We start from the raw sequence: 24,254 nt of genomic DNA on the forward strand, positions 1-24,254 counted from the left end.
TTGGCTGATAGACCGCTTTCGCTGGCAAGCCAGCTCCTACAGGGATGTTGGTGTTCAAGCGTTCGTGACCCGTTCCATGGGTGAGGTCAGGCTCCTTGTCGAGGGGTTGAGGATCAGTTGCGCGGCTTTTTCGCCAATCATCAGCGTCGGCGAGCAAGTGTTGCCCGAGGTGATGCGCGGCATGATCGAAGCATCCGCGATGCGCAGGCCGGGAATACCGTGAACCCGCAGCTCGGCGTCGACCACCGCGTCCGCGTCATTGCCCATGCGGCAGGTGCCGACCGGATGGAAAATCGTGGTGCCGATTCGCGCGGCGGCTTCGTGCAACTCTTCTTCGCTTTGCAAGCTGTCGCCGGGCAGGTATTCGACCGGTTTGAAAGCTTGCAGGGCCGGAGCCGACACGATGCGCCGAGTCAGGCGAATGGCGTCGGCCGCGACCCGCAAATCTTCTGGATGGCTTAAGTAATTGGGCTGGATCAGCGGTGCTTGCTGCGGGTCGGCGGAGCGAATCTCTATGCGACCCCGGCTTTGCGGTCGCAGATCGCAGACCGATGCGGTGAACGCGGGGAACGCGTGCAAGGGTTCGCCGAAGCGTTCCAGGGACAGCGGCTGCACATGGTATTCAAGGTTGGCCGAGGTCTGCTCCGGCCCCGACCGGGCAAACGCGCCGAGTTGGCTTGGCGCCATGGACAGCGGGCCGCTGCGGTCATACAGGTAACGCAGGCCCATGCCCATCTTGCCCCACAGGCTGCCGGCAATCTGATTCAGGGTGCGGGCGTTTTCCAGCTTATAGATCATCCGCAGTTGCAGGTGATCCTGCAGATTGCCGCCAACACCGGGCAGCTCATGGGCGATGCCGATGCCCAGGCGTTGCAGCAGCGGTCGCGGGCCGATCCCGGACCGTTGCAGGATGCTCGGTGACCCGACGGAACCGGCGCACAGGACGATCTCCTTGCGCGCCTTGAAGGTTTTCGCCTGGCTTTGCCAGCGTGCACTGACTGCAGTTGCGCGGCCATTCTCCAGCAGCACGCGATCGACTTCGACGCCGGTCAACAGGGTGAGATTGGGACGGTTGCGAATCGGTTTGAGAAAGGCTTTGGCCGCATTCCAGCGGACCCCGGCCTTCTGATTGACCTGGAAGTAGCCACAGCCTTCGTTGTCGCCCTGGTTGAAGTCTTCGATGCTGGCGATGCCGCTTTGCCCGGCTGCCCGTTGGAAGGCATCCAGAATTGGCCACGACAGCCGCTGACGCTCGATCCGCCATTCGCCGGATGCGCCATGAAACGGTGAGTCGCCGGCAAAGTGGTTTTCGCTTTTCTTGAACAGCGGCAACACATCGTTCCAGCGCCAGCCGGGATTGCCGTCGGCGGCCCAGCCATCGTAGTCGCCGGCCTGGCCGCGCATGTAGATCATGCCGTTGATCGAGGAGCAGCCACCGAGCACCTTGCCCCGCGGGTAGCTCAGGGCGCGACCTTGCAGTCCGGGCTGCGCTTCGGTCTTGAAGCACCAGTCGGTGCGCGGGTTGCCGATGCAGAACAGGTAACCCACGGGGATGTGAATCCACGCATAGTTGTCGCGACCGCCGGCTTCGAGCAGCAGCACCCGGTGTTGCGGGTTGGCCGACAACCGATTGGCCAGCAAACACCCGGCCGGCCCGGCACCGACCACGATGTAGTCGAATTCATCAAGGGAAGTCTGCATCCTTGACCTCGTAGTGTTGTTCTTGTCGTCAGTCATCCTAGTTGTTAGCTTTCGTCAAAAGAATGTTAGTTTTTGCGCAGCCGCTGTGCGTTTTTAGACAGCGCCTGTCATAACGAAGCCTCAAGGATGATTCATGTTCGACTGGAATGACCTGCGGTTTTTTCTCGAATTGCAGCGCAGCGGGCGTTTGCTCACCGCTGCCCGCCGTTTGAACACCACCCACGCCACCGTGGCCCGGCACATCGAGGCCATTGAAAAGAGCCTGGGCACCGCGCTGTTTGTCCAGCACGCCCAGGGCTATGAGCTGACCCCGGCCGGCGAAGCGCTGCTCAAGCACGCCGAAGCCATGGAAAACGTCGCCTTGCTGGCCCAGGAAGAAATCACCCAATCCACGGCGCCCCTGGGCAAGATTCGCGTCGGGGTCACGGAAGGCCTGGGCATCATGTTCCTCGCCAGTCGCATGAACGGTCTGTTCGAGCGGTATCCGGGGCTGGAAGTGGAACTGGTGGCAGTGCCGCGCTTCGTCAGCATCCTCAACCGCGAAGCCGAGATCAGCATCCACTTGGAACGTCCGGCTGCCGACATGCTGGTCACCCGCAAACTCACCGACTATCGCCTGGCGCTCTATGCCAGCCAGGACTATCTGGACCGCTCGCCGGCGCTGCACAGCCGCGAAGATCTCGGGCGCCATGCCTGGATCGGCTACGTCGACGACTTGCTGTTCAGCCAGGAATTGATGTTTCTCAACAGTTTTTGCCGCAACCCGCAGGTCGTCTTCCACAGCACCAGCGTCATCGCCCAGCAACAGGCCGCGCGCTCGGGGTTGGGGATCGCCGTGTTGCCGTGCTACATGGCCAGTGCCGATCCCGGTCTGGTGCCGTTGTTGCCGGAAGAAAGCATCCTGCGCAGCTACTGGATCAGCACGCGACGGGAGTTGCACAAGTCGGTGCGGCTGCGGGTGTTGTGGGATTACGTGGTGCAGCTGTGTGAAAGTGAACAGTCTTTGTTGCTCGGTCCCGATCCCCTGTAGGAGCTGGCTTGCCAGCGAAGGCGGTGTGTCAGTCGATATATGTATTGGCTGATATACCGTCTTCGCTGGCAAGCCAGCTCCTACAGGTGTCGCGTTTCAGCGGGTGGTTTCAGTTGTTGGAAGGAAGATCGCGGGTAGTGCGCTGCAACGGATCTCGCCGTTGACCGTCCGGTATCGACAGGGTTGCCCGTAACCCGCCTTCAGGCCGGTTGACCAGGGTGATCCGTCCTCCCAGTCGAGTGGCAATGGTGTTGACGATCGTCAGCCCCAGTCCAGCCCCTTGCGCGTTCCCACGACTGTAGAAGCGTTCGAACAATCGCCCACGATCCGCTTCGTCGATACCTGGCCCCTGGTCCTCGACACTCAAGTTATAGCAGCCGTCGGCCTGGCTCAATTGCACCCTGATCACGCCATGCTCGGGTGAGAAGTTCGCGGCATTGCTGATCAGGTTGTTCAGGGCAATGTCGATGGCGGCGGCGTCGGTGACCACTTTAATCGGACGCTCATTGGCGTCAAAGGCCAATTCCAGGTTTTTACTCAGCAGCCAGGGGGTGAGCTGAACCAGACTGTCGCGTACGGTTTCGGTCAGATCAATGGCGTGCAATACCGGGGTTACGGTGTTCGGTTCAAGGCGGGCCATCGTCAGCAACTGGTTGACCAGGCGGCTGGTCCGGTCGACACCCGCGATCAGAAACGCCAGGGATTCGCGGCGCTCTTTTTCGGTCCCGGCCTCCAGCAGGTTTTGCGCATGCACCCGCAGGACTGCCAGGGGCGTGCGCATTTCATGGGCGGCGTCGGCGATGAAGCGCCGCTCGCGGCCGAGCACTTCCTGGATCTGCGCGAGCATGCGATTGAGCGCCGCCTGCATCGGTTCCAGTTCGCTGGGCAGGGGTGTCAGTTGCAGCGGTTCCAGCGACCCGCTGTGTCGCGCCCGCAATGTCGCCGCCATGTCCGCCAGAGGCTTGAGGCCCCAGCCAATCGCCATCCAGACCATGGCCGCGAGAATCAGGCTGCCCAGCACATTGGGCCACAGGGTATGACGAACGATCCGCTCCACCAGGTCCGAACGCACGTCGTCTCGCTCGCCGACCCAGATCCGCAGGTCATTGTGTTTGTCTTCGAGCATGAACGCGCGCCAATGGCGATTATGCAGGTCTACCACATCGCTGAAGCCGGGTTCCGACGGGACAGCGGTCAAGGAGGGCGCGCTGGCCGTATGCACCAGCACTTCGCCCTTGGGATTCCACACCTGGAAGGCAAGCTTGCTCTCATAGGGATGGCCATCGACCCTGGGGACCGCTTCGCTCAAGGCCTTGTTGAACGCCTGATACAACTCGGTGTGTTCCTTGCTCGCCATGGGCATGCGCATCACACCCTGCAGCAGGCGGGCATTCTGGGCCAATTGGGCATCGTAGACTTCGGCGATTTCGTGGTTGCTGTCATGCAGATTGAGCGCGCTGATCACCGCAAAGCCAGCGAGCATCAGGCCGATGATCAGTGTCAGGGTGCGACGCCGAATCGACGTCATCGACGCTCCTCGACCAGGTAACCGACACCCCGGACGGTACGGATCAGGTCGCTGGAAAATTTCTTGCGCAGATGGTGGATGTGCACCTCCAGGGTGTTGCTTTCCGCTTCCTCGTTCCAGCCGTAGAGCAATTGCATCAGATGATCGCGGGTCATGACCCGGCCCGGAGGCGAGAGCAGTTCATGCAATAGCTGATATTCCTTGGGGGTCAGGGCCACCGGCTCACCCTGATAGTTGACCTGCTGGGTGCCGGGGTTCAGGCTGATGCCGGCGTGTTCGATCAGCGCGTGGGCGCGACCGGCACTGCGCCGCAACAAGGCCCGCAGGCGGGCCTTGAGTTCCGCCAGGTCGAAGGGCTTGATCAGGTAATCGTCAGCCCCGGCATCCAGTCCGGCGATGCGGTCTTCGGTGGCATCCCGGGCGGTGAGGATCAATACCGGCAGGTTGGAACCACTGTCACGCAAGCGCCGCAGCACTTCGAGCCCGTCCATGCGTGGCAGGCCAAGGTCAAGCACCGCCAGGTCAAAAGTTTCACTGAGCAGTGAATGCAAGGCACTGCTGCCGTCCTGCAACCAGTCGACCGTGTAGCCCTCGCGGACCAGGGCCTGATGGATGCCTTCGCCCAGGGCGATGTCGTCCTCGATCAGTAATAAGCGCACACGGACTCCTGTCAGTTGAGTTTCTTGTTCACATCCACCAGCAATGCCTGGATCTCTTTACGGCGCCCGGTGTCGGCGGTTTCGCGGCCTGGTCGTGGGTCTGCCTGCAAGGCTTTCTGCAGTGCGCCCCTGGCTTCGCTGTAGCGCTTTTGACGGTAGAGGTGATCGCCCCAGAAGTACAGACTATCGATGCCGTCCGGGTTGAGTTGCAAGGCTTGTTTGAGCAATTGCCCGGCCTTGTCGGCGTCGCCGAATCCGATGGGCCAGCCCGGTACGCGGTCGTACAGTGCACCAAGGCTGGTGTAGGCCGAACCTTGCAGGGCTTTGGGGTCCAGGTTCAGGGCAGTTTCCAGATCGACCTTGGCGTCCTTGACCTTGCTCAGCGCACCAAGCCCGCCCTGGGCTCCGGCCCAACTGCTGGTGACGATGCCGGACCAGATCCACGCCTCGGCCACCGACTGGCGCTCCCGGGTAAAGGCCGACGTCTGGGCGGCGAGTTTTTCGAAGGCTGCGGTGCGTTGCTCGGCGGGCAGTTCGTATTGAATATGCGCCCAGCTTTGCTGGATGCCCGCCAGACGCTGCTGGTCGGCAGCGTCCAGGGCCCAGACGCTCTGGCTCAAGGCCCCCAGCAGCAGGCAAAAGGCAAATTTTTTCATGGTTCCATATGCTCGTTTTCAGGTTTTTGACTCAGGCGACGGATCAGTGGCAATTGCTTGCGCAAGCCGCGGTCCACCAGGTTCGGCATTAAGCTGTTGAGGCGCACGAAGAAGCGTTCCGGCCAGCCCAGGTACAAGTCGCGCCGGTCACCGGCGATGGCGTGCATCACCGCCGATGCGACTTTCTGCGGGTCGTCGACGTTGGATTTGAGTGCGTCATTCAAGGCTTGCGCCGCCGGGCTGTTCATACTCGTGCGAGTGGCACGGGGGGCGACATAGAGAACACCGACCCGGGTATCGGCCAGTTCCCGGCGCAAGGCTTCGGAAAAACCGCGCAACGCGAATTTGCTGGCGCAGTAGCTGGCGTAACCGGGGTAGCCGATCGAGCCGTAGGTCGAGCCGACGTTCACCACCATCGCGCTCTCGGCTTGCTTGAGCAGCGGCAGCAAGGTTTTGGTCAGGCAAATCGGCGCGCTGATGTTCACCGCCAGCATGGCGTCAATGTCGCTGTCTTCCAGCTGCTCAAGCATGGCGAAGTGATTGATCCCGGCGGCATTGATCAGCAGGTTGACGCCGCCAATGATTTCGGCGGCGGCCAGCACTTTGCGCCGGTCGGCAACCAGGGTCAGGTCGGCGCCGATCCAGCACAGGTACTGCGGGTAACGCTCAAGCAATGGCTCAAGCGGTTCCCGATGCCGAGCCACCGCCAGCACCCGGACGCCACTGGTACACAAGGCGCTGGCGATGGCCAGGCCGATCCCGCCACTGGCACCGGTCAATACAACGCAAGCCTCAGACAGGCGCATCGAGCTTCTCCCCACTATGTGGCAAACCACGGAACATATCGGCATAGAGCCGATACACGACGCTGGACGCATGGATCACGGCCGCCTGGTCAGCCGGATCTTCCAGCTTGTTCATCAGCCGGCGATAGGTCTGCATGTGCTCGATATCCAGGGAGCCGTGGGAGCTGAGGTAGCTGAAGGCGCTTTGCGGCAAGTCCAGGCGTTCACGAATGCCGTCGGCGGCGTGGGTGGCCAGGGCGATGCTGGTGCCTTCCAGTACATTGACCATGCCGAACAGGCCGACCGGGTTGTCCCGGGCGATCAAGTCGTAGAGAAAGCTGACCATCAATTCGATCGGCAAGAACGGCCGGCCATCGCGCACTGCGTGCTTGTCGCCGCCGCAAGCCTCGATGTCATTGAGCACCCATTGTTCGTGGCCGTATTCTTCATCGATGTACTCGCACACGGCCTCACGCAGCCATTCAAGGCGTGACGGCAGGCGCGCACCACACGCCATCATCAATGGCACGGTGTGGCGCACGTGGTAATAGGCTTGCGCGAGAAAGGCCCGGTAACTTTCCAGGCTGACCTGGCCCGCGAGGGCGTCACGAATGATGGGTAGATTGAACAGTTCATGGCGTTCGTGCCGGGTCGCTTCTTGTAGCCTGTCGAAAAAACTCATGATACGGATTCCTCGGAAAGGGCGGATTCGGTCAGCTGCACCCGGTAGCGCTCGACGATGGCATCCCGGCGCGGTCGGCCATTGGCTGTCAGCAGACCGTTGGCCGCGGTGAAGGGTTGATCCAGACGACTCCAGTGATGGACCCGGGCGTAATCGGGCAAGGCCTCGTTGGCTTCCGTCACGGCGGCTGCCAGTTGTTCGTCGGTGCAGTCCGGGCGATGGGGCCAGAGCAGTGCATGGTTGCGGGGCATGGCTTCGCCGTAGACGAAGGCCTGGGCGATATGACGGCGTTGGGTCAATTCGGCCTCGACCCACTCCGGGTTCACGTTGCGCCCGAAACTGGTGACGAATTGATGCTTCTTGCGCCCCTTGAGGTAGAGAAAACCCTCGGAATCGAACTCGCCGAGATCGCCGCTGGGCCACCATTCATCGCTGTGCGGCGCCTCTCCCAGATAACCGAGCAGGGTTGAACCCTTGATCAGCACTTCGCCGTCGTCGGCGAGTCGAATCTGCACAGACGACAAGGGCCGGCCGACACTGCCGGGCCGTCGTGCTTGCGGTCGATTGAGGCACACCACCGATGCGCACTCCGACAGGCCATAGCCCTCGTAAACCGGCAGGCCGATACGTTGCGCGCGCTGCAGCAATTGCTCGGCAACCCGCGCGCCCCCCACCGCGACAAAACGCAACGAGCAGGGGGAGAAGGCCTTTTGCTCGGCGGCGCTGACCAGCATCAGCAGCACCTGCGGCACCAGGATCAGACTCTCGGGTGCCCGGCTGGCCAGGCAACCGAGCAATCGTGGCACATCAACGCCACTGGCACCCTCGATGCCCAGGGTTTTCTGACTCGGCACGCTCAGCGTGGCCCCTGCGTATAACGCGGCATAACAACCGATATTTTCCAGCAGGATCGCCAAGGGCAGCAGGGCCAGATGGTGCCGGGGATCGGTGGGTTTACTGGCCTGATCGAGCTCGCGGGCGACTCGCAGAATGCTTTCGGCACTCAGGCACACGCCTTTCGGAGTGCCCGTGGTGCCGGACGTGAAGGTCAGTTTGGCGGTGCCTTCGGGCATCCGGTTCGGGCCGCTGAAGCTGCGACGCCAGAACTCACCGCCTTTCTCATACCCGGCGGTTTGCAGCTCGGCGTCCCATGTCGGCTCGGCAATCACCAACTCGGCCTGGCTGTGTTCCAGGCAATGGCTGCGTTGAGCCGGGCTGAAAAAGGCCGGCAACGCCAGGCAGGTCAGGCCTTCGAACAGCGTGGCCAGGTCCCAGAGCATGGCTTCGGCGCCATTATCCAGTGCCAGTGCGACCACCTTGACCTTTTCATCGCGCAGCCGCTGCTGGCGATACACCACTTCGGCGTATAGCGTGGCGTAGTCCACTTTCAGTTGATCGCCCCACAGGGCGATGGCATTGGTCTTGCGTTCGGCATGGCTGCGCAGGGTCTGTCTGAAACGCTCCAGTTCAGGCGACATGACTGGACTCCTCGATGGACGTTGGCACTCCCAGGCGATTGAACAGCCCGATGTTGCGCAAATGGATGAAGCCGGCGCGGATGTTGCCGACATGAACCCAGGGCTTGCTCTCGTAATAACTGCCCCAGCAGTGGCGGTCGTCGCCCAGCCGCACGGGATCGGCAGCGCAAAGGCTCACGGGTTTCAAACCCAGGCGATGAAAGCTGTTCACCAGGCCGATGTTGCCGGTAAACGCCACCCATTCCAGGCCACCCATGGCCAGCAGGTAAGTGATGGCGATGATGCTCATGCGCGCATTGCCGGTGTCGCTGGCAGCCAGATTGCCCACCTCGACGATATCGGCCCGGCCCACGGGGCGATCGGCCGCGGCACTGATCAGCGGATCGATCGGTTCATCCAGGTAACGCTCCAGAAACAGTTGTCCGCTGCTCGCCAGACGCACACCGGCCACCGCACAAAGTTCACCTGAGGCGGTGTGCATACCGAACAGTTCCGGCATGAAATGACGAATGTCGGCCCCGTGGGCCTTGCGGAAACGTTGCTGGATAAAGGCTTCGAAGAGGGGACGTTGGGGGTCGCCCGGCAGGGCTCTGGCCAGACTCGTCTGCGGGGTTTCGGCTTGGCCGAACCGCAAGGGCAGAGGGATGTTCCAGTCAAAATCGGGCATTGGAAGACGCCTCCCGGGGTCAGTGTGGGAGGAGTATCGCGGGCAATTCTTAACGAAGTCTGAAGGTGGTGAAAGAGTGGTCGAAGCCTTCTTCAGATTGCCTTAAGACTGACTGGGCAAAGTGTCGTCAGTCGAATCGGTGCTAAACCGGATCCGGTTTGGGCGAATGAATCGACAACCAGTCATGACGTTAACGAGGCTCACGATGACCCGCAATTCAACGACCCAGCGGTATGGAACATTGTCGATCACCTTGCACTGGCTGATGCTGGCGCTGTTTGTCGGCGTCTATGCCTGCATCGAAATCAAAGGCCTGCTGCCCAAGGGGCACGTTTTGAGAGGATTGTTTCTCGGGTTGCATGGCGTGTTCGGGCTGAGCATTTTTGGGTTGGTCTGGGTGCGATTGCTCGGGCGCCTGACGCCTCGACCCCCGATCACCCCGGCCTTGCCCGGTTGGCAGACCGGCATTTCGCACCTGATGCATCTGGCGCTGTATGGGTTGATGATCGCCACCCCCCTATTGGCCTGGCTGATGCTGTCGGCGGCGGGCAAGCCGATGCCATATTTCGGCTTCTTCCTGCCGTCGCCGGTTGCCGTCGATCCGGACCTGGCAAAGCAGTTCAAGTACTGGCACGAACTGCTCGGCAGCAGCGGTTACTGGCTGATCGGAGCGCACGCCGCGGCGGGGTTGTTCCATCACTACTGGGTTCGGGATAACACGTTGACGCGCATGTTGCCCGTTCGATCCGGCAATGCACTCAATCGACGTCAGCGATAATCTCGAAACCCGTGCTGGCCAGGCGCTCGCCGTTCACCAGAATATGCACGGCATGCCTGCCTGCGTAATGCCGGCGGGTGGTCAGCTCCTTGATGTACTGGCCTCGGGCAATGTACTCGCAGGCCTTGCCCGGTAGCGTCAGGGCCTTGAGCTTGAACACCTTCGCCGAGGTGCTGCCATTGGCTTTGACGTAATCGATGGCGTAGTCGATCACCAGTCGCTGGCTGTCCGGCACTGTGGATTTCACGGTAAAGGACAGGCTGATTTTTTCGCCCAGGCGAATCACCGGCGGGTCCACCTTCACCCCGATGATCTCGACCTCAGGCTTGCCGCCCGCGCCAATGATTGCCAGCGCCCGCGGGTTGCCCTGCTTGATCAGGCTGCGCAGGGCATGTCTGGCGATCCATGCGGTGTGTTTGTTTTCCAGTGACCAACCCTCGAGCAGGTCGAGCACCCATTCGGGATGGTCCTTGGTGATGTCGTTGAGGTGGTTGGCCACCGACTTGCGCACATAGGGGCTGGCATCGGCCTTGAGATTGTCGAGAATGGCGGCGGCGAGTGTCGGGTCGGCCTGGATTCGCTCCAGGCGAAACGACCATGGCAGACGCGGTCGGCTGCCTTCGCTGGCCAGGCGCCGCACATGTTCGTTGGCATCCAGCGACCAGCGATGCATCTGCGCCAGCGCGGGTTTCAGATCCCTGCGCAGGAAGTGCCGGATCGCGAACTCCGATGAACCGAATGCGGTGAAGTATTTGAGTGCGTCCATGGACAGCTCGAACCGGTCAGCGCCGTAGGTCGCGACGTAGTGCGGCAACGAGATGCTGACGAAGCCGCTGTTCAGCCGCGGGGCGAGGGCGTAAAGCACTTCGAGGGTCTCTTCATAACTCAATGGCAGCACCGCGTGCAGGCACTCGCTGACCCTGGCCATACGTTGCATGATCGACAATTGCCCGAGGCCTTCGTTGGCCATTTCCAGGAAGGCCTTGGCGCTGAACGTGGGGTAGACCGCGGTCATCTCGGTTGCAATGTGCGTGAGGCGCTCGGCGTTGAAGATTTCCTTGAGGGCGGGGGAGGGTTGATCGGCAGACATTGTGGGTTCCTTGACAGTCGTTGTTTATCCGATGCACCGCGTTATCGTTCATCGCGGGCAAGCCCGCTCCCACAGTGATCTCGGGTGACCCCGATTCTGTGTACACCCATAGCCCTGTGGGAGCGGGCTTGGTCCGGGCGGCGTTCCGACGATGAGGCCCTCAAAGTCGCCTCAACGCTTACCCGCTTCCTCCTCCAACTGATCCGACTCAAACAATCGCGCCAATTCCGCCCGCGCTTCCTGCGCAGTCTGCAACACCTTGGCCGCATCGTCATACACCGCATGCTGAGCTTCCAGCACCTGTTCATCGTGATGCTTGAAGCGCTTGATTCGCGCATCCGCCTGGGCCTGGCTCAGCCCCAGCCCGACCAGCGTCCGCCGGCTCATTTCCAGGCTCGAATAATAGGTTTCGCGAATGGCCTCGGCGCCGATGTCCATCAAGCGGTGCACATGCTGACGGTTGCGGGCCCGGGCGATGATTTTCATGTGCGGATAGAGCCTGTGCACCAGCTCGGCGGTTTTGATGTTGGTGTCCGGATCATCGGTGGCGATGATGAAATACTCCGCCTCACCGACCTTGGCCGCGCTAAGGATTTCCGGACGCATCGGGTCACCGTAGAACACCGGCACGCCGCCGAAGCTGCGCGACAGTTCGATGGTTTCCACCGACGTGTCCAGCGCCACGAACTTGATGTTCTGCGCCCGCAGGATCCGCGCCACGATCTGCCCCATGCGGCCCATGCCGGCGATCACCACGCGCGGCGCGTCGGTATCGATCTCGCGGAATTTCTCCGGCACTACCATCGGTTGCACCCTGGGGCTGACCAGCCGCGCGCACACCAGCAGCAGCAATGGCGTGACGGCCATGGACAAGGTGATCGTCAGCACCAGCAAGTCGTACAGGCGTGGCTCGAACAAGCCCTGATCGCGGCCGATCTTGAACACCACGAAGGCAAATTCACCGCCCGCCGCCAGCACGATGCCCAGGCGAATCGCACTGACCTTGCCCAGGCCGCCGGCCAACCGGCCGACGACAAACAGCAGCGGCAGTTTGATTGCGATCAGCAGCAGGGTCAGGCCCAGTACCACGATCGGCGCGCTGAGCAGCAGGCTCAGGTTGGCACCCATGCCAACGCTGATGAAAAACAGCCCCAGCAACAAGCCCTTGAACGGCTCGATCTGCGCTTCCAGTTCGTGGCGGTATTCGGAGTCCGCCAGCAGCAATCCAGCAAGGAATGCGCCCAGGGCCATCGAGACGCCGACCAGATCCATCAGCCACGCCGTACCGATGACGACCAGCAACGCGGTGGCGGTAGAGACCTCCGGCAAACCGGTCTTGGCCACCACCCGGAACACTGGGCGCAGCAGATAACGTCCGCCGATCACCACTACCGCGATGCTGCCCAGCACCCGCAAGCCGTGATTCAAATCTTCGGCAGCGGTGGTGGTGTGATCACCGCCCGCCAGCAGCGGCACCATGGCGATCAGCGGGATCGCGGCAATATCCTGGAACAGCAGGATGGCGAACGCCAGCCGCCCGTGGGGACTGGTCAGCTCCTTGCGTTCAGCCAGGCTCTGCAGCCCGAACGCGGTGGAAGACAGTGCCAGACCCAGCCCGAGTACGATGGCGCTGTTCAACGACTGGCCGAAAACGAACAGCGCACACACGCCAATCACCGACCCCGTCAGCACCACTTGCGCCAGGCCGACGCCGAACACCGCTTTGCGCATCACCCACAAACGTCGCGGCGACAGTTCCAGGCCGATGATGAACAGCAGCAACACCACCCCGAGTTCGGAAATGTGGCTGACGCTTTGCGGATTGTCGATCAACCCCAGTACCGACGGCCCGATGATGACGCCGGCAAACAGATAACCCAGCACTGCCCCCAGTTGCAGGCGCTTGGCCAGTGGCACGGTGAGCACCGCCGCGAACAGAAACACGACAGCGGCTTGCAACAGGTTGCCTTCATGGGGCATGGCTTACTCCAGAGCTCGGTACGGCGGGGGGGCAAGGATAAAGGCTGAGCTCACGGAAGATCTACTGTGAGAGCGAGGTGGGTCCGGGTGGCGATCAGGCGAAAGCGGTCTTACAGTCGCTGATGATGTTGCCTGTTTTACCGCTATCGCGGGCAAGCCCGCTCCCACAAGGATTATGCGGGTCCCATATCTTGTGTACGGCGCAAAACCTGTGGGAGCGGGCTTGCCCGCGATGGCGATCTCACGGATCACGCTGAACAAGTGTCAACCACCATTCCTTTCGGCCAAGCAGGACTGCACAAGTCATTCGCCCCGTCGATGACTCTCCGCCCGATCCCCCGGCAGGGCTATAACACCTCGCCTTTGTCCCACAAGTGCACGAGTTCACCAGGCGCCTGATCTTCAGGCACTTTCATCACCATCCGGTCGGCCTGCTCACCGATGCGAAAGTGCACTTCTATCTCATAAAAGCGCTGATCGCCTCGACCCGGGGTCGTGTCTTCGAATGCCAGGCAACCTTCCAGCACCGAACAAATCCGTGTGCGTTGATCAATGTCGCATTGCGCAAATTCGATGCGACGAGGACGAGTCAAGGCATGGATCGCCGCCACGCCACCCTGGCGGGAGAGGCGTACCACGGCATCATCGCCCAGTGGGGGCAGGCTTTTCATGATTGCTCCTGAGTCGGGACCACACCTGTTTCAGACCAGGCGTGCTGCACCACTTCAGCTGCATCGGCGCCATAACGCTGGCGGGCACGCTCGATGGTCAGCGCCGCGAAGTCACTGAATGACGCCTCGCGGTTCAAGCCTTGGTCGCACAGCGTGTCATACCAGATACGACCGGTTTTCTCCCAGGCAAAGCCGCCGAACGCCTTGGCTGCGAGATAAAACGCCCGGTTGGGGATGCCGGAATTGATGTGCACGCCACCGTTGTCCTCCTGGGTGATCACGAACTTGCGCATGTGATCCGGTTGCGGGTCCTTGCCGAGCAGCGGGTCGTCATACGCCGTGCCGGGATGGGCCATCGAACGCAAGCCGACGCCTTTTATCCGCGGTGTCAGCAAGTCGGCGCCGATCAGCCAGTCCGCCTCGTCGGCGGTCTGGCCCAGGACATGTTGCTTGATCAACACCCCGAACACGTCCGATATCGACTCATTCAAGGCCCCGGACTGATTGGCGTAAACCAGGCCGGCTTCGCTTTCGATCACGCCATGGGTCAACTCGTGCCCGATCACATCCAGCGAGCGGGTGAAGCGCTCGAAAATTTCGCCGTCACCGTCACCGAAGACCATCTGCGCCCCGTTCCAGAAGGCATTCTCGTAATCCTGGCCGTAATGCACGCTGCCGATCAGCGCAAAACCCTTGTTATCGATGGAGTCGCGGCCGAGTACCTTCCAGAAGAACTCATGGCTGGCGCCCAAGGCATCATAGGCCTCATCGACCGCCGGATCGCCCGTCGCCGGCTGCCCTTCAAGCCGGGCAGGCATCCCCGGCAGGAGCATTTTCCCTTGGGCATCATGGACGCTGCGCCGGACCTGACCGGGTTGAGCGGAAGGCGGCAGGAGGGTCGCTGCGGCAGAACGCACCGGTGGCAGCGGCGTATGGCGAAGGGTGCGCACATGGGTCAGGGTGATCAGTGCACTGGAGCGCTGCCGCTCGGAGCCATGGGCAATAATGCGGTTGAGGATGTAAGGCGGAATGAAACTGCACAGTGATCGTGAGTCGGTCATCAGAGCATCCTTTCCTGAGTACGAAGTCGATACACATCTGAGCGGCAGGCGGCGATTCGGTTCCATGGATTGCCAACAGCGGCGGATTCTGCGAAAACCTCCGTCCGCGCCCCTATGACCCGGGCGGACAACAAACGAGTAACCAGTATGAACGACGAATTGCAAATCATCGATCTGCAGCCAGGGGACGGCAAAGCCGCCGTCAAGGGCGCACTGATCACCACACACTACCGAGGGTGGCTGGAAGACGGCAGCGAATTCGATTCTTCCTACAGCCGGGGTAAGCCATTCCAGTGCGTGATCGGCACCGGACGCGTAATCAAGGGCTGGGATCAGGGCATCCTCGGCATGCAGGTAGGCGGCAAGCGCAAGTTGCTGGTGCCGGCGCATCTGGCCTATGGCGAGCGAACCATGGGCAAGATCACGCCGAATTCGAATCTGATCTTCGAGATCGAGTTGCTGGAAGTGCTGACCCGGGATGATTGATCGTCAGGGCTGAAAGGTGTCCCGGTAGGCGTAGAGGCCTGGCGTTCCGCCGGTCATCACGAACAGCACGTTGTCCCCGGAACGGAAGCGTCCTTGCCCGAGATCGGCCAACAGCCCGGCGAAGGCTTTTCCGGAATACACCGGGTCGATCAACACGCCTTCGGCCTGGGCCATCAGGCGTACGGCGTCTTGCATGGCCTGCGTCGGCAGGCCATAACCGTCACCCAGCTGACTGCCGTCGATGACAATCTCTTCAGGCTGCACGGTGGCGCTGCTGCCCAGCAACGTCAGTGCGTCCCGGGTCAATTGCAGGGTCCTGGCCGCTGACGTGTCTCGATCGGATAAAACCGAATAGGACTTGACGAGCGATGTGCCGCGATCCAGCAGCTGGAAGCCGGCCGCGAGCCCAGCGTGGGTGCCGGCGCTGCCGTTGGGCACCACCACCTGATTGAAGCTGAGGCCCAGTTCGGTCTCCTGCTGCGCGATCTCCGCTGCGCAACGCGCATAACCGAGACTGCCCAGGGGCGTTGAACCGCCCGTAGGAATCACCAGCACTTTGCGCCCGGAATCGCGCAGTTGCGCGGCCCGTATCTCGGCCTTGGCGACCGAGTCGCTGCCGCCGGCCAGCACCTGCAGGTGTGCGCCGAACAACTGATCGAGCAGGACGTTGCCGTTGAGTTCGTATTCCATATCCGCTTTGGGTACCGACCGGGTCAGGATCAATTCGCAGGTGATGCCCAGGCGAGCACACACGGCGGCGGTCAGGCGTGCATGGTTGGACTGAAGACCGCCCACGGTAATGACTGTGTCGACCCCGGCCTCCAGCGCCGCTCCGATATGGAATTCGAGCTTGCGCAGCTTATTGCCGCCGCCGCCAATCAACATGTGATCGTCGCGCTTGAGAAACAGGCCGATGCCCTGCGACTTCAGGCCCAACAGCTGTTCCAGGCGTTCGGCCCGCTGAATCGGGGTGGGCCCTTGCAGCAGGTTTGCTCGCGCAAAAGAACTCAGTGACTTGTCCAGTAGGGTTTGCATCAATAGGGCCTCGTTGTGCGCATTTTATTAATGTGACTGTATGAACAAAGGCCCTCGTGATAAACCCATCGCCGGTTATTACTCCTTTAACCTGATGTACTTAATGGAGCGGGCCAGCGGTCGTTTTCATCCCTTTACAAGGCATAGTCATGAGCAAACTCAGGCAAATGGAAGTATTCGTCGCCGTGGTCGAGGCAGGCAGCTTTGCCGATGCGGCGACTGCGGTCGGCATGTCGGCGGTCATGGTCGGACGGCATATCCAGAGCCTGGAGAACACTCTCAATACCAGACTGATCCAACGCACCACCCGGCGCCAATCCATCACCGGTGAGGGACGATTGTTTTACGAAGAAGCAAAATTGGCCCTGGAGCAGGTGAAGTACGCGTTCAGTCGGGTGGAGGCATCGAGCCCGGAGCCGAGCGGCCTGTTGCGCATCACCGCGCCGATGACCCTGGGCGTGTCATTGGTCGGGCCCCTGGTGTCTGCGTTCATGCAGCGTTTTCCGCAGATCCAGGTAGAGCTCATTCTGAGCAATGAAGTGCTGGACTTGTACGAGACGTCATTCGATGTGGCGTTCAGGATCTCCGAACTGATCGGCGTCAATCTGTTGGCCAAGCCATTGCCGCCGTATCAAATGGTGATCTGCGCGTCGCCCGGGTACCTGGAAAAATGGCAGGAGCCCCTGTCCCCTGAAGACTTGTACCGGCATCGAATTCTCACCCATACGTCCTGGAACAACCGGTTTGCCTGGCCCCTGAAAAGCGGCGCCAGCGCGGTGCCCTGGCCGAAGCGCGCTGTATTGAAAAGCAATGATGGCCAAGTGTTGCTGCAGGCGGCCGTGGCGGGAGAGGGGTTATTGATGCAACCCGATTTCCTGGTGGCGGCCGCCTTGGCCAGCGGCGAATTGGTCAGGATCCTGGATGCCTGTGTCCCCCCGCCCAAGCCGGTGCAGATGGTCTATCCACGTTCCAGGAAGTCGCTGCCCAAGTTGAAGGCGTTTGTCGATTTTGTGCTGGATCGGCTGGCTTGACCGGGGTGGATGCGGATTTTTCAGGCCGGTTTCGATAGGCTTCGCCGCGTCGGATAATCATTGCCTTCGCAGGGAGAGGGTGCATGTCGCCAATCAACGAATACACCGCTTATGTCCAACTGCTGGACGACGCTTATCGGCACTGGACCGGTGAAAGCCTGCCCGCTCCCCGGGAACTGACAGGACCTGAGCGCTTGCACTGGTTGCACGTGCATGCGCCTTACAGCCTGCTGGCCCACGGTACGCAAGACGACCCTTGTTTCTTCTACGCCAATGAACAGGCGCTGGCCTGTTTCAAATACCCGCGCTCGGCGTTCCTGGGCATGCCGTCACGGTTCAGCGCTTCGCCACTGGACCGCGCCATGCGCCAGTCGCTGCTGGAGCAGGTCACGGCCAACGGCATTGCCCATGGCTACAGTGGCTATCGGGTGGACCGGGAGGGCCATGCGTTCATGATTCACGAAGGCAAGGTCTGGACGCTGATCGATCGGCAGGGCGAGCATCGGGGGCAGGCGGCGCTGTTCTGGCCAGACGAACTGCGAATCGGCCGGCTCGATTGAGGAATGGACGGGACCGATTCGCCTCGCAACGAGGCCAGAATATCAGTCAGTCAAGGAGCGGAATCTGTGGGAGCGAGCTCGCTCGCGATAGCGGTTTAACATTCAACATTCAACATCAGCATCGGCTGATCCGCCGCCATCGTCGGAACGCCGCCCGGAGCAAGCTCGCTCCCACAGGGATTCATGCGAGTTTGGATAGTTTGTATCCACCACAAGTCACTGTGGGAGCGGGCTTGCCCGCGAAGGGGCCATCACATTCAATATCGATGGTGACTGACCCAGCGCTTTCGCGAGCAAGCTCGCTCCCACAGGGATCCATGCGAGTTTGGATATTTTGTATCCACCACAAGTCACTGTGGGAGCGGGCTTGCCCGCGAAGGGGCCATCACATTCAATATCTATGGCGACTGATCCACCGTTTTCGCGAGCAAGCCTGCCCACAGGTCATCGCCAGGCGAGGGAGCGAAGTAGCTTTTCAGTGCTGCGCACGAATCTGCATGTGCGGGTTCATGCGTCACCTTGCGCTTGAGCGGCGTGCAGGCCGTCGATTGAAGCCTGGACCAATGAACGTGCCGTGCCAAGCATCTGGCGACTGGCCCAGCGTAATGAGGCCGTGTGCTCAGGGCGGGTGGCGTTGGGGGCTTGATGGGCGAGGTCTTCGGCGCAGCTGAGGTAGACCGCGGCGTGTTCGAGGGCGTCGAGTAACGGGATATCGGGCTGAACGGCGAACAGGTGATGGTCGACGTGGTCGCAGCGGGCGAAGAGGGTGGATTTTGTGGTTGGTTCGGTCATTGATGTAGCTCCGTGAAGTTCAGAAGAGCAGCCACGAAATCGCCGTCAAACGGATAGGGTGGCAACTGTGCGCAGGTTGACGGACCGGTCTTCACGGAAACCCGGCGCACCATGAGGTGCCCCACGCACAGTCGCCATAATGCAATGCTGCGGGCACGAAAATGCTCGAGCAGAGATAAGCTATGCGCGTCGTGAAGATAGCGGGCCGTCAAACCCGATCACGAATGAGTCGTGACAGCCGCGAGGATAGGGAGTGAGGCCTAGGCAGTCAACCGGCGGAGACCGTGCAGGCCATTGCGCTGATCGCAGCGATCTCAGCACTTACATCAATTGGCGAGAAAATCGACAATCGGTAGCCCTTGATCTTCGTTCCGGGCCGTACTGTCAAACCTGACAGTAGTCATTTCCGTCACTTGCGCGTTTCAATATCTCCCTGCATTCAAGCCGAGGTGGCATGAACTGGTGCAGGGAGAGCAGAGATGAAAGAGCCCGTCACTCCAACAATCAGAATGGGTACGATCAGCGCGTTGACCGTGGTCGAGGTCGGAGCGATCCCGACGACCTTTGCCATGGTCACTACCGAAGGTTGCTCTTCCAGGTCGGCGGTCCGGATAGGCGCCAATTGCACTGTTGAAGGCGAGGTTTTTTTTTCCGTTGGGGATGAAGTGGAATACACATTGATCCAGGGGGCGGCCGGAATACCGCCCAAGGCCTGTGACCTGGTGAAATCGGCAAACCATCGCGACGCCATTGTCGATGAGTATTGCCAGCCGATCCGCAACAACCCTGCATAGTTACCCTTGGACTCAAGTACTGAGTCGGCTCCGCTATAACCTGGCCATGTCCTCCAATTCTGCCACCGGGTTATGCCCGATCAGCACTCACCGGATGATATGTGTGTCCGGAACAAACGACACGGCACGTTCAAGCGCCTGCACTCAGCGTGCACCACGTATTCCACCCAAGGTTAAACCTCTGATCTACTGGTGTACTAGCAGATCTGCTAGGTAGACAGCGCTCTAAGTTCGGTTAAAGATCACTTTTGAGTAAGTCATTGCTTTCAGGGGAGTGGTCCATGTCAGTCGAACGTAAAGAGATATTTTGCCGCTATCACTATGACCCATTGGATCGCTTGGTCGGTCGCGCACCCGCCAGGCAGGAGTCGCTGCAATGTTTCTACAATAAAAGCCAACTGGTCACAGAGATTCAGGCGCAAGTGCAACACTCGTTCTTTCAATCCGATGGTCAATTGCTGGCGCAGATTTGGGGCGACGTTGAGGGTGTTGAAACCCTGCTATTGGCCACAAATCAAGGACAATCAGTTGTACAAGCATTGAACGCCGAAGAATCTCAGAGGCTGATATACACTGTTTACGGCCATTTATCCGCAAAAAACGGTCAGGTGAGTTTGTTAGCATTCAATGGCGAACGCCCGGATCCGGTAACCCATCATTATTTGTTGGGTAATGGTTATAGGGCGTTTAATCCCGTATTGATGCGCTTTAATAGTCCCGATAGTTACAGTCCATTTGGTAGGGGAGGGTTAAATCCATACGTATATTGTTTAGGTGATCCGGTTAATTTGGGTGATTCAAACGGGCATTCGCCACAAAAATTTTTAAAAAGAATCTGGAATAGGGTCAAGTCATCCGTATCCCGGAAATCAATGGCTGATGACGTGGGTGCTCTGAGTGGCAATAAGCATTTTATCAGCGGAGCGGTGACCGATTATAGTGGAGACATTATCAATCCATTATCTCTTCGTGACTTGGCTATGCATAAAGCCGAAAAAATGATTAATGCAACCCCAGGCGGAGAAATAGAGTCTTTGCTTAAAGGTCGATTTGGTGCGTCAGTAAAGGCATGGGACAATAAAACGGGAATGACCAATATAGCTAAACATAGCTATTACAGCTACAGAAATGCTAGCACGTATGACGTAATAAGTGCTGGCATTAATGGCGAACTGTATGGGGTTCTACCAGCGCGTGCGCAAGAATATTCGCTGTCAATCATAGCTAACTCTCAATCTAGAAGTCTCCATTTAGTACATCCCCCAGGTAGTAGTAGGGCAACAGCAGTTAATATTGCTGCGCAAAGAGAAATTTATAGACAAGCCGGCGTGCCTATTCCCGCTTTTTTAAAGGACGACGCCATTGGTGAGCAGGTGCAACGAATTCGAAAGTAACAGAATCACCAAGAGCTACTTCGCGTCTCGATATTTGGCTAAAAATCCACCACGCGCAAGCTATTAGTCCTGGTAGAGTGTTATGCGCCAAGCCGGCTACGCAACAACCTGGCCATGTCCTCCAGTTCTGCCGCCGGGTTATGCCCGATCAGCATCCACGCGTGTTCCATGTCAGCCCAATACACCACGTTGAGCCCACGCCGACGCTCGTGGGCGAAGGGTCGATTGCCGCTGTTGGCGCGGGTGACGCACAGCGCCAGCGGGCCGTGCGTCGGGTCGAGCCAGGTGATCTGGGCGATGGGCACGCCGTCGTATTCGAGGATTTGCGCGCGCTTGAATTGCGCGCGCGGCAAGGCCAGTTTGGCCGGGACCAGATTGAGCCCCAGACGCGCGTCGATGGTGCGCAGTTGCGCGCGCTGGGCGGCTTCGTCGCTGGGCAGATGGTCCAGGGTTTGCGGCACGTAGAGCGCCATGTAGTCCGCAACCAGTGCGCGCCAGCTATTTTTCTGCGAGCCCGATTGCCAGCCGAGGAATAGCCGGTCCGCCACCACGCCGCTGACCACCAGTCCGGCCGCCGCCGCAAGGAACCAGCGCCGGTTCATGGCCGGGCGCGCGGGGCTGGGCAACGTGTCGAGCATGGACTGCAGGCGTTCCGTGGGCGCTTGTCGACCCAATTCATCGTAGGCGTCCTTGAACGGCAGGCTGCTGCGGGCCAGCCATTGCAGGCGCAGGTTGAGCATCGAGTCCTCGGCGATGGCGGCGTCGATGCGGCTACGCTGTTCGCTGTCCAGTTGGTCGTCGAGGTAGGCCACCAATTGCTCATCCGAAGGGATCGCGTGATCGTTCATCGGCGTTCTCCTGTGGAAGGGTTCGGCACGGCGTGCAACGGCGGGTACTCGGCGAGCTTTAACCGTGCGGCGGCCAGGCGACTCATGACGGTGCCAATGGGCACTTGCAGGACCTCGGCGACCTCGCGGTAGGACAAGCCCTCGACATAGGCCAGAAATACGGTTTCACGCTGGGCTTCGGGCAGCGCATCGACACGGCGGATCACCTGAACGGCGAGGATATGGGTCTGTGCCGCGTATTCACCGTCGAACGACAGGGTGTGGTCGGCATCCACCAGGCCCTGGCCTTGACGCACCCGGCGCGAGCGCACTTCGTTGAGCCAGATCGAATGCAGAATGCTCAGCAGCCATCGGTCCATGCGGGTGCCCGGGACAAACTGCCCGGCACGTTCGAGCGCCCGCCCGCAGGTAGCCTGGACCAGGTCTTCGGCGACATGCCGTTGCCGGGACAGCAGCAGGCCGTAGCGCCATAGACGCGCCAGATGCTGGCCCAATTCGGCCCGTATTGCCTGATCGCTGGCGATGGCGACCTCCGTCCGCTCGGGGTGTCAGGTTTTCGACGAATCGTTGATGGCTTCGGCCAGGTCCTGGTATTCCTCGCAGGCACTGCCACAGATCGATTTGATCTGCTGCAGTTGCTCCTGCGCCAAGTCCAGCCGACCTTTGATCACATAGGCCTCGCCCAGGTACTCACGCACTTGCGCGTATTGCGGGTCGAGTTTTACCGCTTGCAGGTAATACCCGATGCCTTCGTCGGTGCGCCCCAGTTTACGCGTGGCATAACCGCGATAGTTCAAAGCCTTGGCAGTGTTCGGCTGTTGCAGCGTGTCGAGCAGCGCGAGGGCTTCTTCGTAGCGACCGTCCTTGGCCAGGCGATAGGCGTAATCGGTACGGTCGGCGTCCGGGACCAGGCTGCTGTTCTGCATCAGGCATTTCTGCTGTTTGCTGTCCCAGACCTGACCTTTGGGGCAGTTGGGTTTTTTGACAGGTTCCTCTTCATCGCCATTGGCGAAGGCAAGCGAACCGGACAGCGCGAAGACCAGCAGCAGCGCAGGAGTGAAAGCAGTAAAACGGATGTTCATGGACAGTGCTCCACAGATTGATGCGTTTCAGTTCGAACCACGGCCCGGCAGCATGCGGCGCAAGGTATTGTCGCGCAGGCCGTAATGGTGAACCAGCGCCATTAACGCATGCAGCCCGGCCAGGATCACGCCCAGGCCACCTGCTCATGCAGGCCGCCAAACACCGACTTCATGCTTTTATCGAAGGTGATCAGGGTTGGGACAGCGAACAGCCCGAAAAAGTTGAAGGGTTCTGCCTGGGCCCAGCGCAACAGAAAACCCAACAGGATCTGGCTCAGCAACAAGACATAGAGCGCCAGATGCGCGGTTTTCGCCAGAATGTTCATGACGCCCTGATTGGCAGGCGGCAATCGACGGCCCCGAGTCAGGCGCCAGAGCAGCCGGCCGATGACGATCACGGCCAGCAGGATGCCACAGGAAATGTGCAGCGCCTGCAATTCCTTGCGCAGCGGCGTGCCCTTGGCCAATTGCTCCCAGACCTGGGCGCTGGCGAGCAAGCTCGCTCCTACATCAGTTCAGCAGACGAATCGGTTCTCCGGCCGACCAGGCCTGGATGTCCTCGATCATCTGCGAAAAGAACTGCTGATAGTTCTGCCGACTGACGTACCCGACATGGGGCGTGGCCAGCACATTCTCCAGGGTCCGGAACGGATGATGCGCGGGCAAAGGCTCCTGCTCGAACACGTCCAGCGCTGCGCCAGCCAGGCGTTGTTTCTGCAGGGCCTTGATCAATGCCGACTCATCGACGATGGGGCCGCGGGCGGTGTTGACCAGCAGCGCCGTGGGCTTCATCCAGTCCAGTGCCTGGGCGTCGACCATTCCCCGGCTGCGCTCGCTGAGCACCAGATGCACCGACAGTACATCGGCCTGTTCGAACAGTTCCTGTTTGCTGACATAGGTCACGCCGGCTTCGCCCGCGCGCTCGGCGGTCAGGTTTTCACTCCAGGCGATCACGCGCATGCCGAACACCTGGCCAAACTGGGCCACACGCTGGCCAATGCTGCCCAAGCCAAGAATCCCCAGGGTTTTGCCATGCAGATCGCCACCCAGACCTTGCTGCCATTTGCCTAAGCGCAGGGCATTGGCTTCAACCACCAGGTTACGGGTTGCGGCCATGATCAGCGCCCAGGTCAATTCCGGCGCGGCGTGTTTGTAGCTGTCGGTGCCGCAGACCTGAATACCCAGCGCGGCAGCGGCTTTAAGGTCCAGGGCGGCGTTGCGCATGCCGCCGGTGACCAGCAGTTTGAGTGTCGGCAACTGCCGCAACAGGCCTTCGTCGAACCGGGTGCGCTCGCGCATCACGCAGATCACTTCAAATTTACCCAGACGCTCTGCCAGGGTTGCGTTGTCGGCGGGGTAGTCATGGACAAAACTCACCTGGCCAAAGGCGTCCAGCGCCGACCAATCCACCACGTTACGGGCCACATCCTGCCAGTCATCGATTACCGCAATCTGTACCGCCATCA

At 60.4% G+C, this 24,254-nt stretch carries 26 protein-coding genes; 7 read left to right on the forward strand and 19 right to left on the reverse strand.

Translation table 11 applies throughout. The features are described from left to right. Positions 1-54: 54 nt before the first annotated feature. Complete coding sequence (locus tag ACA062_RS14390) at positions 55-1,701, reverse strand: GMC family oxidoreductase (protein WP_497456976.1); 1,647 nt, start codon at positions 1,699-1,701, stop codon at positions 55-57. A 133-nt stretch (positions 1,702-1,834) separates the two neighbouring features. On the opposite strand from ACA062_RS14390, the gene ACA062_RS14395 reads away from it, so the two are divergent. Further along, on the forward strand, positions 1,835-2,731 hold the full coding sequence (locus ACA062_RS14395; RefSeq protein WP_497456977.1) for a LysR family transcriptional regulator: 897 nt from the start codon (positions 1,835-1,837) through the stop codon (positions 2,729-2,731). A gap of 109 nt (positions 2,732-2,840) precedes the next feature. Here the strand turns inward: ACA062_RS14395 and ACA062_RS14400 are convergent, their stop codons facing one another. From ACA062_RS14400 to ACA062_RS14430, 7 genes are read right to left on the reverse strand one after another with little or no spacing between them, the layout of a single operon-like run. Next, positions 2,841-4,259 carry a sensor histidine kinase gene (locus tag ACA062_RS14400; RefSeq protein WP_497456978.1) on the reverse strand — a complete coding sequence of 473 codons (1,419 nt, stop codon included), beginning with the start codon at positions 4,257-4,259 and terminating at the stop codon, positions 2,841-2,843. Beyond that, complete coding sequence (locus tag ACA062_RS14405) at positions 4,256-4,918, reverse strand: response regulator (protein WP_497456979.1); 663 nt, start codon at positions 4,916-4,918, stop codon at positions 4,256-4,258. Before ACA062_RS14405 ends, ACA062_RS14400 begins: the two co-directional genes overlap by 4 nt. Positions 4,919-4,929: 11 nt before the next feature. Further along, the gene (locus ACA062_RS14410; protein WP_497456980.1) at positions 4,930-5,574 is read right to left on the reverse strand and encodes a tetratricopeptide repeat protein; all 645 of its coding nucleotides are present in this window, start codon (positions 5,572-5,574) and stop codon (positions 4,930-4,932) included. Further along, a complete protein-coding gene (locus ACA062_RS14415) occupies positions 5,571-6,380 on the reverse strand; it encodes an SDR family oxidoreductase (RefSeq protein WP_497456981.1) in 810 nt (269 codons plus the stop codon). Before ACA062_RS14415 ends, ACA062_RS14410 begins: the two co-directional genes overlap by 4 nt. After that, positions 6,367-7,041, reverse strand: a complete 675-nt coding sequence (locus ACA062_RS14420; protein WP_497456982.1) for an iron-containing redox enzyme family protein — start codon at positions 7,039-7,041, stop codon at positions 6,367-6,369. The genes ACA062_RS14415 and ACA062_RS14420 overlap by 14 nt, the downstream gene beginning before the upstream one ends. Continuing rightward, on the reverse strand, positions 7,038-8,519 hold the full coding sequence (locus ACA062_RS14425; RefSeq protein ID WP_497456983.1) for an AMP-binding protein: 1,482 nt from the start codon (positions 8,517-8,519) through the stop codon (positions 7,038-7,040). The genes ACA062_RS14420 and ACA062_RS14425 overlap by 4 nt, the downstream gene beginning before the upstream one ends. Then, positions 8,509-9,186: a thermostable hemolysin gene (locus ACA062_RS14430; RefSeq protein ID WP_497456984.1), complete on the reverse strand. Its 678-nt coding sequence runs from the start codon at positions 9,184-9,186 to the stop codon at positions 8,509-8,511. The genes ACA062_RS14425 and ACA062_RS14430 overlap by 11 nt, the downstream gene beginning before the upstream one ends. Positions 9,187-9,391: 205 nt before the next feature. Between ACA062_RS14430 and ACA062_RS14435 the strand changes: the two genes are divergently transcribed. After that, positions 9,392-9,964, forward strand: a complete 573-nt coding sequence (locus ACA062_RS14435; protein WP_497456985.1) for a cytochrome b — start codon at positions 9,392-9,394, stop codon at positions 9,962-9,964. On the opposite strand, the gene ACA062_RS14440 is transcribed toward ACA062_RS14435, so the two are convergent. The 4 genes from ACA062_RS14440 to ACA062_RS14455 form a co-directional block, all read right to left on the reverse strand. After that, a complete protein-coding gene (locus ACA062_RS14440) occupies positions 9,945-11,054 on the reverse strand; it encodes a DNA alkylation repair protein (RefSeq protein WP_497456986.1) in 1,110 nt (369 codons plus the stop codon). The genes ACA062_RS14435 and ACA062_RS14440 overlap by 20 nt on opposite strands. Before the next feature lie 171 nt (positions 11,055-11,225). After that, the gene (locus tag ACA062_RS14445) at positions 11,226-13,034 is read right to left on the reverse strand and encodes a monovalent cation:proton antiporter-2 (CPA2) family protein (RefSeq protein WP_497456987.1); all 1,809 of its coding nucleotides are present in this window, start codon (positions 13,032-13,034) and stop codon (positions 11,226-11,228) included. A 347-nt stretch (positions 13,035-13,381) separates the two neighbouring features. Further along, positions 13,382-13,705: a protealysin inhibitor emfourin gene (locus ACA062_RS14450; protein WP_497456988.1), complete on the reverse strand. Its 324-nt coding sequence runs from the start codon at positions 13,703-13,705 to the stop codon at positions 13,382-13,384. Next, positions 13,702-14,766 carry a M4 family metallopeptidase gene (locus ACA062_RS14455; protein WP_497456989.1) on the reverse strand — a complete coding sequence of 355 codons (1,065 nt, stop codon included), beginning with the start codon at positions 14,764-14,766 and terminating at the stop codon, positions 13,702-13,704. The genes ACA062_RS14450 and ACA062_RS14455 overlap by 4 nt, the downstream gene beginning before the upstream one ends. A 147-nt stretch (positions 14,767-14,913) precedes the next feature. Between ACA062_RS14455 and ACA062_RS14460 the strand changes: the two genes are divergently transcribed. Next, a complete protein-coding gene (locus tag ACA062_RS14460) occupies positions 14,914-15,252 on the forward strand; it encodes an FKBP-type peptidyl-prolyl cis-trans isomerase (RefSeq protein WP_497456990.1) in 339 nt (112 codons plus the stop codon). 3 nt (positions 15,253-15,255) lie between these two features. Here ACA062_RS14460 and ACA062_RS14465 read toward each other — a convergent pair whose 3' ends face one another. After that, positions 15,256-16,287 (reverse strand): D-cysteine desulfhydrase family protein, encoded by a 1,032-nt coding sequence (locus ACA062_RS14465; protein WP_497456991.1) that lies wholly within the window; start codon positions 16,285-16,287, stop codon positions 15,256-15,258. Between the two features lie 149 nt (positions 16,288-16,436). On the opposite strand from ACA062_RS14465, the gene ACA062_RS14470 reads away from it, so the two are divergent. Together ACA062_RS14470 and ACA062_RS14475 are read left to right on the forward strand one after the other, a co-directional pair. Beyond that, complete coding sequence (locus tag ACA062_RS14470) at positions 16,437-17,318, forward strand: LysR family transcriptional regulator (protein WP_497456992.1); 882 nt, start codon at positions 16,437-16,439, stop codon at positions 17,316-17,318. An 83-nt stretch (positions 17,319-17,401) separates the two neighbouring features. Then, positions 17,402-17,878, forward strand: a complete 477-nt coding sequence (locus tag ACA062_RS14475; protein WP_497456993.1) for an MEKHLA domain-containing protein — start codon at positions 17,402-17,404, stop codon at positions 17,876-17,878. 507 nt (positions 17,879-18,385) lie between these two features. Here ACA062_RS14475 and ACA062_RS14480 read toward each other — a convergent pair. Further along, a complete protein-coding gene (locus ACA062_RS14480; RefSeq protein WP_497456994.1) occupies positions 18,386-18,670 on the reverse strand; it encodes a DUF3077 domain-containing protein in 285 nt (94 codons plus the stop codon). Positions 18,671-19,149: 479 nt separating this feature from the next. Here ACA062_RS14480 and ACA062_RS14485 point away from each other — a divergent pair, with 479 nt between their 5' ends. Beyond that, a complete protein-coding gene (locus ACA062_RS14485; RefSeq protein ID WP_497456995.1) occupies positions 19,150-19,464 on the forward strand; it encodes a hypothetical protein in 315 nt (104 codons plus the stop codon). 281 nt (positions 19,465-19,745) lie between these two features. Further along, positions 19,746-20,858: an RHS repeat-associated core domain-containing protein gene (locus ACA062_RS14490; RefSeq protein WP_497456996.1), complete on the forward strand. Its 1,113-nt coding sequence runs from the start codon at positions 19,746-19,748 to the stop codon at positions 20,856-20,858. An 80-nt stretch (positions 20,859-20,938) separates the two neighbouring features. Here the strand turns inward: ACA062_RS14490 and ACA062_RS14495 are convergent, their stop codons facing one another. The 5 genes from ACA062_RS14495 to ACA062_RS14515 all read right to left on the reverse strand — a co-directional run bounded on the left by ACA062_RS14495 (position 20,939) and on the right by ACA062_RS14515 (position 24,252). Further along, positions 20,939-21,706, reverse strand: a complete 768-nt coding sequence (locus tag ACA062_RS14495; protein ID WP_497456997.1) for an anti-sigma factor family protein — start codon at positions 21,704-21,706, stop codon at positions 20,939-20,941. Beyond that, positions 21,703-22,200, reverse strand: a complete 498-nt coding sequence (locus ACA062_RS14500) for an RNA polymerase sigma factor (RefSeq protein ID WP_497456998.1) — start codon at positions 22,198-22,200, stop codon at positions 21,703-21,705. The genes ACA062_RS14495 and ACA062_RS14500 overlap by 4 nt, the downstream gene beginning before the upstream one ends. 54 nt (positions 22,201-22,254) lie before the next feature. Then, complete coding sequence (locus tag ACA062_RS14505; protein ID WP_497456999.1) at positions 22,255-22,788, reverse strand: tetratricopeptide repeat protein; 534 nt, start codon at positions 22,786-22,788, stop codon at positions 22,255-22,257. Between the two features lie 125 nt (positions 22,789-22,913). Next, positions 22,914-23,285, reverse strand: a complete 372-nt coding sequence (locus tag ACA062_RS14510) for a cytochrome b (RefSeq protein ID WP_497457000.1) — start codon at positions 23,283-23,285, stop codon at positions 22,914-22,916. A 13-nt stretch (positions 23,286-23,298) separates the two neighbouring features. Then, positions 23,299-24,252, reverse strand: a complete 954-nt coding sequence (locus tag ACA062_RS14515) for a D-2-hydroxyacid dehydrogenase family protein (RefSeq protein ID WP_497457001.1) — start codon at positions 24,250-24,252, stop codon at positions 23,299-23,301. Between the last annotated feature and the right edge of the window lie 2 nt (positions 24,253-24,254).

The sequence above is a fragment of the Pseudomonas sp. LBUM1679 genome (assembly GCF_059695565.1).

Coding starts and splice junctions, on each gene's coding strand:
- ACA062_RS14465 (WP_497456991.1), bottom strand. CDS start 16,287: ATGCAAACCCTACTGGACAAGTCACTGAGTTCTTTTGCGCGAGCAAAC.
- ACA062_RS14430 (WP_497456984.1), bottom strand. CDS start 9,186: ATGCCCGATTTTGACTGGAACATCCCTCTGCCCTTGCGGTTCGGCCAA.
- ACA062_RS14395 (WP_497456977.1), top strand. CDS start 1,835: ATGTTCGACTGGAATGACCTGCGGTTTTTTCTCGAATTGCAGCGCAGC.
- ACA062_RS14400 (WP_497456978.1), bottom strand. CDS start 4,259: ATGACGTCGATTCGGCGTCGCACCCTGACACTGATCATCGGCCTGATG.
- ACA062_RS14470 (WP_497456992.1), top strand. CDS start 16,437: ATGAGCAAACTCAGGCAAATGGAAGTATTCGTCGCCGTGGTCGAGGCA.
- ACA062_RS14415 (WP_497456981.1), bottom strand. CDS start 6,380: ATGCGCCTGTCTGAGGCTTGCGTTGTATTGACCGGTGCCAGTGGCGGG.
- ACA062_RS14435 (WP_497456985.1), top strand. CDS start 9,392: ATGACCCGCAATTCAACGACCCAGCGGTATGGAACATTGTCGATCACC.
- ACA062_RS14410 (WP_497456980.1), bottom strand. CDS start 5,574: ATGAAAAAATTTGCCTTTTGCCTGCTGCTGGGGGCCTTGAGCCAGAGC.
- ACA062_RS14455 (WP_497456989.1), bottom strand. CDS start 14,766: ATGACCGACTCACGATCACTGTGCAGTTTCATTCCGCCTTACATCCTC.
- ACA062_RS14445 (WP_497456987.1), bottom strand. CDS start 13,034: ATGCCCCATGAAGGCAACCTGTTGCAAGCCGCTGTCGTGTTTCTGTTC.
- ACA062_RS14425 (WP_497456983.1), bottom strand. CDS start 8,519: ATGTCGCCTGAACTGGAGCGTTTCAGACAGACCCTGCGCAGCCATGCC.
- ACA062_RS14490 (WP_497456996.1), top strand. CDS start 19,746: ATGTCAGTCGAACGTAAAGAGATATTTTGCCGCTATCACTATGACCCA.
- ACA062_RS14390 (WP_497456976.1), bottom strand. CDS start 1,701: ATGCAGACTTCCCTTGATGAATTCGACTACATCGTGGTCGGTGCCGGG.
- ACA062_RS14450 (WP_497456988.1), bottom strand. CDS start 13,705: ATGAAAAGCCTGCCCCCACTGGGCGATGATGCCGTGGTACGCCTCTCC.
- ACA062_RS14440 (WP_497456986.1), bottom strand. CDS start 11,054: ATGTCTGCCGATCAACCCTCCCCCGCCCTCAAGGAAATCTTCAACGCC.
- ACA062_RS14480 (WP_497456994.1), bottom strand. CDS start 18,670: ATGACCGAACCAACCACAAAATCCACCCTCTTCGCCCGCTGCGACCAC.
- ACA062_RS14485 (WP_497456995.1), top strand. CDS start 19,150: ATGAAAGAGCCCGTCACTCCAACAATCAGAATGGGTACGATCAGCGCG.
- ACA062_RS14505 (WP_497456999.1), bottom strand. CDS start 22,788: ATGAACATCCGTTTTACTGCTTTCACTCCTGCGCTGCTGCTGGTCTTC.
- ACA062_RS14515 (WP_497457001.1), bottom strand. CDS start 24,252: ATGGCGGTACAGATTGCGGTAATCGATGACTGGCAGGATGTGGCCCGT.
- ACA062_RS14495 (WP_497456997.1), bottom strand. CDS start 21,706: ATGAACGATCACGCGATCCCTTCGGATGAGCAATTGGTGGCCTACCTC.
- ACA062_RS14460 (WP_497456990.1), top strand. CDS start 14,914: ATGAACGACGAATTGCAAATCATCGATCTGCAGCCAGGGGACGGCAAA.
- ACA062_RS14475 (WP_497456993.1), top strand. CDS start 17,402: ATGTCGCCAATCAACGAATACACCGCTTATGTCCAACTGCTGGACGAC.
- ACA062_RS14420 (WP_497456982.1), bottom strand. CDS start 7,041: ATGAGTTTTTTCGACAGGCTACAAGAAGCGACCCGGCACGAACGCCAT.